The sequence below is a fragment of the Azospirillum isscasi genome, from assembly GCF_030849505.1.
Taxonomy (GTDB): Bacteria; Pseudomonadota; Alphaproteobacteria; order Azospirillales; family Azospirillaceae; genus Azospirillum; species Azospirillum isscasi.
In genome coordinates, this window is sequence record NZ_JAUJFI010000163.1 from 1 (window position 1) to 12601 (window position 12601).

10 protein-coding genes are annotated in these 12601 nt (G+C 66.4%); 6 read left to right on the top strand and 4 right to left on the bottom strand.

What is annotated here, in order from left to right; all coding sequences use genetic code 11:
- A partial coding sequence (locus tag QSG27_RS23585) for a polysaccharide deacetylase family protein (RefSeq protein WP_306710482.1) occupies positions 1-1200 on the top strand: 1200 nt, incomplete at its 5' end.
- A gap of 49 nt (positions 1201-1249) precedes the next feature.
- Here QSG27_RS23585 and QSG27_RS23590 read toward each other — a convergent pair.
- Positions 1250-2944 (bottom strand): polysaccharide pyruvyl transferase family protein, encoded by a 1695-nt coding sequence (locus QSG27_RS23590; protein ID WP_306710466.1) that lies wholly within the window; start codon positions 2942-2944, stop codon positions 1250-1252.
- Positions 2945-3469: 525 nt separating this feature from the next.
- On the opposite strand from QSG27_RS23590, the gene QSG27_RS23595 reads away from it, so the two are divergent.
- The 3 genes from QSG27_RS23595 to QSG27_RS23605 all read left to right on the top strand — a co-directional run bounded on the left by QSG27_RS23595 (position 3470) and on the right by QSG27_RS23605 (position 7526).
- A complete protein-coding gene (locus QSG27_RS23595; RefSeq protein WP_306710468.1) occupies positions 3470-6082 on the top strand; it encodes a cation:proton antiporter in 2613 nt (870 codons plus the stop codon).
- 7 nt (positions 6083-6089) lie between these two features.
- Positions 6090-7010 carry a DMT family transporter gene (locus QSG27_RS23600; RefSeq protein WP_306710470.1) on the top strand — a complete coding sequence of 307 codons (921 nt, stop codon included), beginning with the start codon at positions 6090-6092 and terminating at the stop codon, positions 7008-7010.
- A 117-nt stretch (positions 7011-7127) separates the two neighbouring features.
- Positions 7128-7526, top strand: coding sequence for a hypothetical protein (locus QSG27_RS23605; RefSeq protein WP_306710472.1), 399 nt, complete (start codon positions 7128-7130; stop codon positions 7524-7526).
- A gap of 72 nt (positions 7527-7598) precedes the next feature.
- Here QSG27_RS23605 and QSG27_RS23610 read toward each other — a convergent pair whose 3' ends face one another.
- The 3 genes from QSG27_RS23610 to QSG27_RS23620 form a co-directional block, all read right to left on the bottom strand.
- On the bottom strand, positions 7599-9083 hold the full coding sequence (locus QSG27_RS23610) for an alkaline phosphatase D family protein (protein WP_306710474.1): 1485 nt from the start codon (positions 9081-9083) through the stop codon (positions 7599-7601).
- Between the two features lie 248 nt (positions 9084-9331).
- Positions 9332-9559 carry an anti-sigma factor family protein gene (locus QSG27_RS23615; RefSeq protein WP_306710476.1) on the bottom strand — a complete coding sequence of 76 codons (228 nt, stop codon included), beginning with the start codon at positions 9557-9559 and terminating at the stop codon, positions 9332-9334.
- 345 nt (positions 9560-9904) lie between these two features.
- Positions 9905-10378, bottom strand: coding sequence for a sigma-70 family RNA polymerase sigma factor (locus tag QSG27_RS23620; protein WP_014197118.1), 474 nt, complete (start codon positions 10376-10378; stop codon positions 9905-9907).
- Between the two features lie 759 nt (positions 10379-11137).
- On the opposite strand from QSG27_RS23620, the gene QSG27_RS23625 reads away from it, so the two are divergent.
- Both QSG27_RS23625 and QSG27_RS23630 read left to right on the top strand, forming a co-directional pair.
- The gene (locus QSG27_RS23625; protein WP_306710479.1) at positions 11138-11488 is read left to right on the top strand and encodes an NAD/NADP transhydrogenase alpha subunit-like protein; all 351 of its coding nucleotides are present in this window, start codon (positions 11138-11140) and stop codon (positions 11486-11488) included.
- The gene (locus tag QSG27_RS23630) at positions 11485-12489 is read left to right on the top strand and encodes a peptidase G2 autoproteolytic cleavage domain-containing protein (RefSeq protein ID WP_306710481.1); all 1005 of its coding nucleotides are present in this window, start codon (positions 11485-11487) and stop codon (positions 12487-12489) included. Before QSG27_RS23625 ends, QSG27_RS23630 begins: the two co-directional genes overlap by 4 nt.
- The last annotated feature ends 112 nt before the right edge of the window (positions 12490-12601 follow it).

Here is a 12601-nt window from a genome sequence, read left to right on the forward strand (position 1 = left end):
CCGCCACACCGGAGCGCCTACGCTCCCTCACCAGCTATCCGTGGCTCCCATGTGTCAATGCTTAAGCGCGGCGGTATGAATGGGGCGATCGCCAGCACCGTGCAGATCGGCTGGACCCCGTGGACGGCGGAGCAGCGGGCAGGCCGAGGGGCAGATCAACCGCCTCAGGTTGCTCAAGCGCCAGAGGTACGGCAGGGCCAATCCGGATCCGCTCCGGCGACGAAGGCTTCTCACTGCCTGATCCACGCAAAGTGCGGAAGAACCACCAATCCGGAGGAGGCTCAGTTTGCAAAAAATTATGATTATCAGATACACTTCGCCTCCCGAATGGAGGCAACAGCGGTCGGGGTGGTCAACGCCATCAACCTCATAACACATGACCTGTTCAGAATAGGAATTTTATCGGAAATGACCCCCATCGAAATTTTTCGTGACGAGGTTCAGAAGTCCCAAGATAGATCGATGGCGGTTCGTATATGGTGGCGGGATGATGATCTCATCAAGAACACGCCAAGGTTCGACGCCTTGATGCAGGCATCCGAGAGATTCAGTGCTTCCATCCTGGTGGCCATCATTCCAGGATTGGCATCGGAACAACTGGACGTGCAAAAGACCAATCCGAAACTGGCATTTTTCTGCCAGCACGGCTGGAAACACAGCAACCATGAGTTGGATCGGGGCGGCAAGAGCGAATTCGCCGACAACCGCGATCCAAACGACGTCAAAGGTGAGATTGCCCTCGGCCAAGCGGCCTTGGCCCGCATCCTGGGTGGGCGGTGTCTCCCCATCTTCGTCCCGCCGTGGAACAGCATCGCCGAGCAGCATATACCGACGCTGGCGGAGCGGGGATTCACGGGCTTATCCACGTACGGACGGCGCTTGCACGGTTTCGCGGCTCCGGGCGTGAGGCTGGTGAACACGCACATCGATGTGCTGGATTGGAGCGCCGTGGGAGTCGCCCGCGCTCTGCCCGCTGATGTTCTGTTTCACCGCTTGGCTGAGTTCGTGCGCCTTCAGCGCGAGAAAGGGGCCGAGGATCCGGAACCCATCGGCATCCTTACCCATCACAGGGCCATGGCCGAGGATGCATGGGCCACGCTCGACGTGCTGCTGTCCGCCCTGATGTCGACTCCCGGGTTGACTTGGGCATCGCCGCCCGAAGTGTTCGCCCCCCGACCTGAACCGGCACTGACGCCATAGCATCGACCGGGGGGCGCCGTCCGACCCCTGGATCAAATCAACCGGCCTCTCAGAGTCCGGGCTCCGCGGGGCGGGTGGCAATCGCGAGCCGCTCGACTACCGGATCGATCAGCGTCGCCCAGGCGAAATGGCTGGCGTCCGTCGGTTGGTCCATTCGCGTGGATACGAAGAGATGGGCGGGCACGGCCACGGCGTCGGGCACCGCAAGAGCCCAGGGAAGCACCTTGCCTGGATGCGCCGTGATCTCGGTGGCGGCAAGGGTGCGTCCGTTGGCGTCGAGCAGCAGCAGGGAGAAGCGCACCGGATGCCCCTGCCGGTGGCCGACGGTGACTCCACCCCGGATGGTCTCCCCACCCGACAGCGGAATGCGCCCGAAGCACACCTCGGTCACACCCTTGGATGGTGGGTGCAGGACGAGCCCCACGGCGTTCCGCGACACATGTGCCGGCTGGCCCTGCACGACCAAGGGGTCGATATCGAGCAGGCGGCCGCCGACGGGCGGTCGGTGGCGATTGACCTCCAGGGCCAGAACACCGCTCAGCCGCGCGATCCAGCCGCCGTTCTCATCGTTGAAGGCCAGCAGATCCTGCGCGAATCGGGTCTTCCGTGCCTTGCTGTCCTCGTCCAGTGGCGCGAGCAGGACCTTCCGTATGGTTGTCCAGTGCGCATCGAGTGCGACCTGCGCGCGGTTCAGCGCAGCGGGCCATTGGCGGTCGGGATCGGCCAACACCGCATTGAGCCGTGCCTCGGCATCGGCCCAGCTATCGCAAGCAACGTCCGGCAGGCCGAGTTGCATCGGCACGGCGTCCAGTTTGCGGACGTTCGGGTGACGAACGATCAGGCCTTTGTTGCCATAGGCGAAGGCCGTGAGGAAGCCATGCAGCGAGGACCCGACGTAGCAGACGGCATGGGCCAAGCATGCCGCGATGTCCTTCAGGCTTTCCGGCCGGTCAATCGCGATGTGGGGCACCTCGAGCTTGGCCGAAACCTCCCGGACCCAAGTGTCGTCGCCATGAACCAGACCGATCGAGAGAAGGATCGGCATGCAGCCGATGCCATCGGCGATCCGGGCGATGCTCGCGGCGATTTCCTCCGCCCTGCCGCGGGACCACTGGTTGAGGTGGAACACCGCCGCCCGCTTCGGAACTTCATGCCCGCGTGCGCGGAACAGACCATGGTAGTTGGGGAGCAGCGACGGAGCCGGCCACAGGCGGGCGACGTCCACCGCGGTGTCCGGCACAACGGAGACGGAGGCACCGCCGTCGCCCAAGCCAAGATGGCGGCGGCTGACCGGATCGCGGACAGAGGTGTAGTCGTTCGCCGCCACCGCCGAGGACACGAGCGCCTGGAGCCGGGGATCTATGAACGGGCGGGGAACCCCTGGGGCATTCCAGATGAGACGAGCCTGCGTCCGCTCGGCTACCAGCGCCGCGCCCAGCCAGAGGGAGGGCAAGGCATGCCGGTTCGTTATACCGTCCTGGGCATAATCCTGGATCACCGTGGAGTTTGCTTGGACGACATCGCCTCCGCCGACAAGGCAGGCATCGCATGCAAACCCTTCGCGCAGCGCGACATCGGCCGGCTCCGACGGCAGGGAATCCGGCCAGCGGAGGACGGATCCGCCCAGCGGCGCCAGCAACGTCATCCGGGTGGTCAAGTCACTCAGGCGATAGGCTGCAATCAAAGGGAAAAGAAGATCGCCGTAGTTGGCGACGTCAATGGACCCGAATTGTACGATATGCATCACGCTATACCATGACCGTAGGTAACAACGGGGAAATTCCCTGCGGCACCGAAATACCCCTTGGAGGAACGAGCACGGAGGCAGCAGTGATGGAACCGGCCGCATACTGTCATCGTCTACGCGCAGCTGTAAAGACCGGATGAGCTTCCCGCGGGAGAATAGGCAGCGGGTTATGCGGCCTGCCGCTCGGTCTGCTCTTGGGGTGCGGCACGGTTCGATGAGACACCCGGCTGCGGCAAATCGAACCGTACAGCCGGAGACCCCGGAAATGGAAGGAACCGGAACGTAAGCCCAAGGGGGAGCCGGAGCGCGCCCGCTGCGCGGCGAGCCGCTGGAGGTCGTCGCCCGCGGGCTCCGGCTGCCTGAACAAGCCCAATCGGGTGTCTCAAATCCGGGCCGCGGCACATGCGGCTGCTCCGCCGTTGGGCTGCACGCAGGGAACAGCTTTGTCCCCCATCCTGACCTTGCTCCAGCCCGGATCGGGCTATACCGTGCGGCCCGCGCCTCATCCGGCAAGGCAGGCCCATGCACGTCATCGTCATTTATGTCCTCGCGGTATCCGGCCTTCTGGCGCTGGTCAGCTTCCTGCCTCCTCTGGCGGCCCGGCTGCGGGTGCCCTACACGGTGCTGTTGGCCGCCGTTGGCGTGGCGTTGGGGATGGTGATCCAGAGCTTCGCCGGGAACGGCGGCACCGGACCCTTTCATGACTTCCTGAATTCCCTGGCCGAGATGGACATTTCGTCCGAGGTCCTGCTCTACGTCTTCCTGCCGGTGCTGCTGTTCGAAACGGCGCTGGCGGTCGACGTGCGGCGGCTGTTCGACGATGTATGGCCGATCCTCCTGCTGGCCGTGGTGGCGGTGTTCGTCTGCACCTTCGCCGTCGGCTATGCGCTCAATCTTTTCACCTCGATGGGGCTGGTGGCCTGCCTGCTCCTGGGGTCGATCGTCGCCACCACCGACCCGGCGGCGGTCGTCAGCATCTTCCGCGACCTGGGCGCGCCGCGCCGCCTGACCATGCTGGTCGAGGGCGAGAGCCTGCTGAACGACGCCGCGGCCATCGCCCTGTTCACGCTGCTGCTGGGCATGCTGACCAGCAAGGCCCACGGCGGGGCGGCGGAAGCGGCGGTGGAGTTCCTGCGCGACTTCGCGGGCGGCGTGCTGACCGGCTATGTCTGCGGGCGCGTGGTCTGCATGATCGTGGAGCCGGTGCGCGACCAGCCGATGGCCGAGATCACGCTGACCGTCGCGCTCGCCTACCTCAGCTATGTGCTGGCGGAGCATTATGTCGGCGCGTCCGGCGTCGTGGCGGTGGTGACGGCGGCGCTGGTCGTCGGCTCGGTGGGGCGCACGCGCATCTCCCCGGCGACTTGGGGGGCGCTGGAGCATGTGTGGAAGCAACTCGGCTTCTGGGCGAACTCGCTGATCTTCCTGATGACGGCGCTTCTGGTGCCGCGCCTGCTGGGCGGCATCGGCTGGAGCGACGTCGGTCTGGTGCTGGTCGTGGTCGGGGCCGCCACGGTGTCGCGGGCGCTGGTGCTGTTCGGCCTTCTGCCGCTGCTGTCCGGTGCCGGGCTGGCCCAGCGGGTCAGCCACGCCTACAAGGTGGTCATGCTGTGGGGGGGGTTGCGCGGGGCGGTGTCGCTGACGCTGGCTTTGGCCGTCACCGAGAACGGGCGGGTGCCCGACCGGGTGCAGGGCTTCGTCGCGGTCCTGGTGACGGGTTTCGTGTTCTACACCCTGTTCATCAACGGGACGACTCTGCGCGCCGTCATCAACCTGCTGGGGCTGAACCGGTTGTCGCCGGTCGAGCATGCCATGCGCAATCGCGCGCTCGCCCTGTCGTTGGCCGGCGTGCGCGAGCGGGTGGAGGGGCTGGCCCACCGCTACGAGGTGGACGGGCAGGCGGTCGGTTCCACCGTGTCCCAATATTCGGACCGGCTCGACGCCATCGTCCGGGAGCGCTCGGCCGAAGCGCCGCTGAGCAACGAGGACCGCGTGACCATCGGCCTCGTCATCCTGGTGAACCGGGAAGAGGAACTGTACTACGAGCATTTCAAGGAAGGCATCCTGTCGCGCGGGGTGGCGGAACTGCTGAACCGCCGCACCGGTCGTCTGCTCGACGCGGTGAAGACCCAGGGGCGCGCCGGCTACCGCGCCTTCGAGGAGCCCTTCATTTCCTTCACCCCCTGGATGCGCCTTGCCAGCCTGCTGCACCGCCGGCTGGGCGTCCACGCGCCTCTGGCCCGCCGTCTTGCCTTCCGGTTCGAGATCCTGCTGGGCGTGCGCACGGTGCAGCGCGAACTCCTGGAATTCATCAACGACAAGGTCGGGCAGGTGCTCGGCACCGACGTGGCTTGCGAACTGGAAGGCATCCTGACCGTCCGTCTCGCCATGGTCGAGCAGGCTCTGGCCGCGCTGAAGCTGCAATATCCCGACTACGCGCTGATCCTGCAAAGCCGCTACGTCAGCCGGGCCGCCCTGCGACTGGAGGAGGCGGATTACCGGACGCTCTTCGCCGAGTCGATCATCAGCCAGGAAATCCTGAGCGACCTGCAACGCGACCTGGACGCCCGCCGGCGCGCGCTCGACGCCCTGCCGAAGCTGGATCTGCGGCTGGACCTGATGGAGCTCGTCGGGCGGGTGCCGCTGTTCAAGGGGCTGGAGGATGACCGCGTGCGCGGCATCGCCACCCTGCTGAAGCCGCGGCTGGTCCTGCCGGGAGAAACCATCGTGCGGCGCGGGGAGCGGGGCGACGCCATGTTCTTCATCGCGTCCGGCGCCGTCGAGGTGCTGGTGCCGGGGCTGGACGAGCCGGTCCAGCTCGGCACCGGGGACGTGTTCGGGGAAATGGCTCTGCTGACCCGCCAGCGGCGCAACGCCGATGTGCGTGCGATGGGCTATTGCCAACTGCTGGTCCTGGATGTGAGAGACTTCCATCGCCTGGTGAAGAAGGACGCGAGCCTGCGCGCCCATCTCCAGGCGGTGGCCGAGGCCCGGCGCAACCCGCCGCCGCCGAAGCCTGTGGAGGAGACCGTGAGCGCGGCGCCCGAGGCACCCTCGGCGGAGGCGCCTGCGGCGGACGTCCAGACGCTGGAGGCTCAGGCCCACACCGCCGAAGGCGCGCAGGCACGGGGGTAGGAGACGAATGGACGAGACGACCGCGCAGGCGACCGCCACCACCACCGGCGGGCGGCCCGATTGGGTGGGCCTGATGCCCGGTGTGTTCGTGCTGCTGTGGAGCACGGGATTCATCGGCGCCAAGTACGGCCTTCCCTATGCGGAGCCGATGACCTTCCTGCTGGTCCGGCTGGGGCTGGTCGCGGTGGTGCTGGGCGCCGTCGCCCTGGCCACCGGCGCCCCCTGGCCGAAAAGCTGGGCGGAGGCCGGGCGAATCGCGGTCGCCGGGCTGCTGGTGCACGGCGTCTATCTGACCGGCGTGTTCTGCGCCATCGCCAAGGGCATGCCGGCGGGGGTGACCGCCCTGGTCGTCGGCATCCAGCCGCTGCTCACCGCCGCGCTGTCCGGCCCGCTGCTGGGGGAACGGGTGAGCGGGCGGCAATGGGTGGGCTTCCTGATGGGGCTGGCCGGAGTCGGGCTGGTGGTGGGCGAGAAGCTTCGTTTCGACTCGGCGGACGCGGCGGGCATGGGGCTGGCGCTGGCCGCCCTGCTGGGCATCACCTTCGGCACGCTCTATCAGAAACGTCACGGCACGGCGATGGATCTGCGCAGCGGTGCGGCCATCCAATATGCCGCGACGGCGGCGGTGCTGGCGGTGCTGGCCCCGCTGTTCGAGACCATGCGCATCGATTGGACCGGCGAGTTCGTCTTCGCCCTGCTGTGGCTCAGCGGCGTGCTGTCGGTGGGGGCGATCTTCCTCCTGTTCCTGTTGATCCGGCGCGGTGCGGCGGCGCGTGTGGCGAGCCTGTTCTATCTGGTTCCTCCGGTCACCGCGGTGATCGCCTGGGCGATGTTCGGCGAGCGGCTGGGGCTGCCGGCCCTGTCCGGCATGGCGCTGGCGGTGGCCGGGGTGGCGCTGGTCAACCGGAGTGGTAAGCGAGGGGCGTGACGCCGTGCGCATTGCCTTGGCGGGGCGGCGCGACTATGCTTCCTCGCACCGGCAAAAATTGCCGGTGGTGTCCGTGGGTCCAACCCGCTTCGGCAACCAACATCGGAAGTGAGTGTCATGGACGGCCTGGAGCCCATCTCGCTCGATGACAACCAGACCCTGCAGGCCATCGGCATCCTGGCCGACGTTCTGGACGGGGTGGACGGCCCCGGCGGGCTGGACACGGTTCTGGTTTCCAAGGCGCTGCGGCAGGTGATCGCCACCAAGTCCCAGCCGGCTTTCGAATTCGCCTCCCGCGCTTTCAAGACGCTGGACCCCGACGTGCGGCGCCGCGTGGCGGAGGACGCCGACCAGGCCGCTCACGATTCGGTCGAACTGCGCGCCCGTGTGGGCGGCTTCCTGGCGACCTCGGCCAAGGCGTCGGGGGCCGGCGGTTCGGCCACTCCTGCGCAGGCCACCAGTTTCCTGAACGCGCTGAACCTGCGGAACCGCCGCCGCTCGCCGCAATCCGAGTGAACTGGGCCCGAGTGAACTGGACCCGAGTGAACTGGACCCGGGCGAGCGGGGCAGGTCGGATCGCCTGACGGTTCAGATCACCTGCGTGTAGCGGTTCGGCTGACCTTCCGCAGACCAGCGGGCATGGATCTGGCCCTTGCCGTCGAAGATCAGCGACAGCCAATTGCGTTGGCGGATGATGCGCTTTCCCGATTCGGGAAAAGCCGGCATCTCGAATCCATAGCCGCCCGGCAGGGTCTCCTTGCGTCCGGCCAGCCATTCCAGGGCGAAGGCGGTCGCCTTGGCGGGGGGCGGGTGGACGACGCCCGAGGCGACGAGCTGCCACATCTCCACCCCGCCGCCGCGCAGGACCGCCCGCGCACCCGCATGAATCTCGCCCGACACGGTGGTGATGCGGCAGCCGGTGCGGCGGGAGAAGCCGGCCAGCAGGTCGATGAGCCGAAGCCACTCCTCCGCATGGGCGGGGCTGCGCCACTGGTCGCGCAAATCGTCCTCGATCCCGACACGGACGGGCGACAGGCCGACCACCCGCTCCATCACGCCGGTGTCGAGATAGAGGAGCGGCACGCTGGACATCAGAACCAGATGGCGGCAACCCTTGAAGCGTTCCATCCACTCCGGCAGGGCATCCCACACCCGGTCCGACAGCACCCGGCGGGGCGTGCGGTCGCTGCGCATGTCCAGCGCCAGGATGCCGATGTCGCCCAGCCGGAACCCCTGGCTGAAGGACCCCAGCGGCGCTCCCCACACGCATTCGGGCAGGGCTTCCGTGGTGGCGCCCAACTGGAACAGCGAAAAATGGCGGCGGGCCGCCATGTAGACCCCTCGCCAGGCCGGCGACGTCATCTCCTCGTCCGGGTGGGAGCCCCAGCCGTCGAAGATGTCGTGGTCGTCCCACATCATCACCGAAGGCACGCGGGCGGTCACCGCCGCGGTTTCCGGCTGGCTCCAGACCCGCAGATAAAGGTCGAAGTAGAAGTCCATCGCCTCTTCCGCCATGGCGGGGGTGAAAGGCTCCTCCAGGCGGGCGGCGTCGGTCCGCTTCTTCCAGGCGCTGAGCAGCGGCGGCTGGCGCCACACCGCGTCGGCGTAGAGCTGGTCGCCGCCTTGCAGCAGCAGATGGAAGCGCTCCGTCTCATGGCGGCGGCGCAGGTCGCCCCACAGGGCGTTGCGCGGCGCGTCCAGCCCGGCGATCTTCTCCTCGTCCTCCGCCCCGTTGCAGGACACATAGGCGATGCGCGGCGGCGCGTTGCGTCCCGGGACGGTGACCGTCCAGGTGTCCCCCGGCGAGGCGCCGTCGGTGAAGCCGAAGGCGGCCTCCAGATCCCTGGTGCCGCGCGGGATGGCGAAATCGAACCGCCAGAGGTGCCGGTTGCGCCAACGGGCGAGGTGGCGGGGTGGAACGGGCAGGGTCACTCCATCCACCCGCAGGTCGTCGGGTTCGGCATCGCCTTCCAGCACGAAGAGCGCGGACAGCCACCAGCGGTCGCCCTGCTCCCCCCGGAAATAAAGAACGGGACCCAGAATGATGTTCGGTGCCGGCCTGCCGCGCGCCATGGACGCTGTTCACCCTCTTCGTTCCCGCCGGTCCGGGCGCCCATGGCCCAGCTTCCGTTTCTGCGGCTCCTGTTTATGGGAAAAGCCGCGGGTCTGTAAAAGGGGCAAGCGTTTATCCGAAAGGAGAGGCGGGGCGGGTATGCGGAAAAGCCCGCGGCACCGGCGGAAATCGGGGTGCGGGCAAGAAAATGGGCGGCCGGATCGCCCGGACGCCCCTTATGTGACGATGGAACACGGGAATCGGGGACCTAGCTCTTCCGGCGTTGCCTCAGCAGTTCGAGCATGCGCGCCGGTACCGGCTCTTCCAGTACGGGGTCGTAAAGGCGGTGCAGTTCCTCCACATGGCTTTTGTGGAAGGTCACCACGGCCTTCGCGTCGGCATCGTCCTCGACGGACTGCTCGAACTCCTGACGCTCCTTGTCGTCCAAGGCACCGTCAAGATATGCGTTGATATGGTTCATCGTCACACGCTTCATATCTTTTGATCCCGGAACGTCTCCGGAGGCCAGTCCCCTGAGACGGAAACGATCCGCGACGCAGAGTTTAAATATAGTACGACCGGCACGGCGTCGGGAGTGGTGTCTTACCTCTTCTTATGGGGATGATGCCGGTAACGCCAAGTGGTAGGCGGACCGTATCCGTTCGTTCCCCGTGGATGCTTGGCAACTCCGCAGCGGTCGTACGTGTTTCGCACGCGGGATGTAACAGCCGCTCCCTTCGGTTGTTCCGGTGCAGGACGGTCCGGAAGCAGGGGAAGAATCAAGCTGTTGTACGGCTGCCATACCCCGCGGCGCTTTTTCCTCCGGAGAGGCGTACGGACCTTACGCGGCCATCAGATTGTTCAGCCGCTCACGGGCGCGGCACAAGCGGGAACGGATGGTGCCGATGGAGACGTTCAGTTTCTCCGCGGCCTCCTGATAGGGGCGGCCCTCGATGGCGACCAGCTTCACAACCTTGCGCTGGCTGGGGGTGAGGGCGCCGAAGGCGCGGTCCACGTCGCGGAAGACGAGGCGGGCGATCTGCGAGGCTTCGACCGACATGGCGCCGTCCCACAGCTCCACCTTGGTGACGTGCTTTTCACGCTGGAGATTGTTGAAATGCAGATTCTTCAGCATCGTGGTCAGCCACGCCTGCATGTTGGTGCCGGGTTCGAAACGATGCTGACGGGACAAGGCGCGGGCAAGGCAGTCCTGGGTCAGATCCTCGGCGGCGCTGACGTCGCGCGTCAGCTTGCAGGCGTAGCGCTGCAGGTTCGGCATGCAACGGATCAGTTCGGCTTCGAAACAATACGCCATTGTTGCTCTTCCTCCAGCTTCTCTTCGTTCGGCGGGGCTGCCGGTCGGTGGTGACGGCGCCCCGGTCCCGAGATTTCGATCGGAGACGACAATCCCGCTCCGGCGCCGCGATGGGGCGGTGCCGGTCCCGTGGTGCGTGTGGCGGTGAGCGAAAAACTCCGGTGGCGCCGCCTAATTGGTCCCCGTCGTCGGGTCGGCGCAGCACGCGGAACAGGCTGTCGTCATCAACGGTCTCCCGTTCTCCAACTGGTCAATCCGAAAGCGTTGAAACGCTTCGGTATTGCTCCCGTTTGTGGTGACGTTGACTTCATAACGCGGGGGGACGAGGCTTGTTCCCCGGCGGCTACAGCCGAAAACATCGCAGAGGCTGTCCGGCTAAAGGCTGGACGAACTTTTTGCCAATGCAGCACCGTTTCGGCGAGGCGGCGGCGCAAGACTCGGCTCATTGCCATTCGGCAACCCATCGCCTCGGGGGAGTGTGAAGCCCTTCCGGAATTCCGGCATATCGTTTCCATAGGGACGATGGCATCGGCTGAAGGTGGTCCACCAGCGCTTGACGACTTAATGGACCAACCGCAATCGGCCAACCCAGCCGGCCAACCCGGCGGGCCTGTGATCGCGCGGAGTTTTCGGCAAAAGAGAACATAAAAAGAACTTTTTGCTTGACGGTATGGCGGGCGCGGCTCAAAGTCATTCCCGCAAACGGGAGATTTCCGTCTGCCCCAACCCGCCCGGCCCCGGCCGCGGCGGGTTTTTTTCATGTCCGCGAAGGAAATGCGCATGAGGAACTTCAGAATCTACGGTGACGCCATGGGCGCACCAAGCGACATCCTCGACGTGTCCGACAGCCGCCATGTGATCGTGCTGGCCGCCGGCGTTGGGAAAACTGTCACGGTGCCGGCTGAGGCCATGGCGGTCCTGTTCAACGCCACCGGACCTTTCTGGGTGCAGTATGGGGGAGCCGCCGCCCTACCGGTGGCGGACGATGGCGGCGGATCGGCCCCGGAACTGGCTCCGGCGGCACGGCGGGTCCAGGCCGGCGAAACCATCGGCCTTATCGCACCGTTCGCCTGCACCGTTTCATTGAGCTTCTACGGGGTGCGGCCATGACCAGCCGCAGCCATCTTCCGGTCGCCATGCCGACGGTCGTGCCCATGCTCGCGGTTGGAGCGGGTTCGATGGCAGCTCCTGGCCTCGCCATAGCTGGAGACGCGGACAGCGGCCTGTTTTCGCCGGCCGCCGACACCTTGGCGCTGGGCGTCGGTGGCGCCGAGGGCGTTCGCGTCAGCCCCAACCGCAACGTCAGCATCGGCACTACGGTCAGCACCAGCGCGCGTCTCCACGTCGCGAGCACTGGGCAACCCTTGCGATGCGATCACAGTGGGGATACCGCTTCCATATTCTACGGTCTGGCTGGCAGTCCGACTTTTGCAGGCAACGCCTTCACCATAGATGTGACCCGGTCTGCCAGCAGCGCCTATTCCTTTCTGTACGCGCGCAGCGGTGTTGGAAGTACTACCGACGTAGAGTTCAATCTATCGGGAAACGGCTCAGGATACTGCGATGGATCGTGGACCGGCGGGGGAGCCGACTACGCCGAATTCTTCGAGTGGGCCGACGGCAATCCCACCGCCGAGGACCGGCGTGGCTTGTCGGTCGTTCTGGAGGGAACGCGGGTCCGACCGGCGACGAACACTGACCCGGCGGCATCCATCGTCGGAGTGGTGTCGGCGCGGCCGTCGGTGGTCGGCGACGCCGCGTGGAACGCTTGGTCCGGCAAGTATCTGCGGGACGCTTTCGGCGCCTATGTCGTCGAAGAAGTCGATCTGTTCGTCTGGACCGAAGACGGTGTGACCCGCAGTTGTTCGGTCGAGGCCGTCCCTGACGACACCAAGGTTCCCGCCGGAGCGCTCCGCCGGACCGAGCGGCGACGCAAGCTCAACGAGTCCTGGGACCCGGCGAAGCCCTATGTGCCGCGTGAACACCGGCCTGAATGGGCTCCCGTAGGGCTGGTCGGCAAGCTGTGCCTGCGCCGGGGCCAGCCCACGGGAGACCGCTGGATTCGTCTCCGGGACTGCGGGCCTGAGGTGGAGGAATGGCTGGTGCGGTGATACAGTGAATCGTACCCCTCCGCCGAGGGGGGCCGGGCCGTGTCCCGGCAGGTGGTGTCTGAGGCGTGAGGCTGGCCCGCCGGAGCGCTCCCCCTAGCTGGCGCAGGCGGGT

Bases quoted from the DNA above. Each gene is read 5' to 3' on its own strand.
- QSG27_RS23615 (WP_306710476.1), bottom strand. From the start codon at position 9,559: ATGAAGCGTGTGACGATGAACCATATCAACGCATATCTTGACGGTGCC.
- QSG27_RS23600 (WP_306710470.1), top strand. From the start codon at position 6,090: ATGGACGAGACGACCGCGCAGGCGACCGCCACCACCACCGGCGGGCGG.
- QSG27_RS23625 (WP_306710479.1), top strand. From the start codon at position 11,138: ATGTCCGCGAAGGAAATGCGCATGAGGAACTTCAGAATCTACGGTGAC.
- QSG27_RS23605 (WP_306710472.1), top strand. From the start codon at position 7,128: ATGGACGGCCTGGAGCCCATCTCGCTCGATGACAACCAGACCCTGCAG.
- QSG27_RS23590 (WP_306710466.1), bottom strand. From the start codon at position 2,944: ATGCATATCGTACAATTCGGGTCCATTGACGTCGCCAACTACGGCGAT.
- QSG27_RS23610 (WP_306710474.1), bottom strand. From the start codon at position 9,083: ATGGCGCGCGGCAGGCCGGCACCGAACATCATTCTGGGTCCCGTTCTT.
- QSG27_RS23620 (WP_014197118.1), bottom strand. From the start codon at position 10,378: ATGGCGTATTGTTTCGAAGCCGAACTGATCCGTTGCATGCCGAACCTG.
- QSG27_RS23630 (WP_306710481.1), top strand. From the start codon at position 11,485: ATGACCAGCCGCAGCCATCTTCCGGTCGCCATGCCGACGGTCGTGCCC.
- QSG27_RS23595 (WP_306710468.1), top strand. From the start codon at position 3,470: ATGCACGTCATCGTCATTTATGTCCTCGCGGTATCCGGCCTTCTGGCG.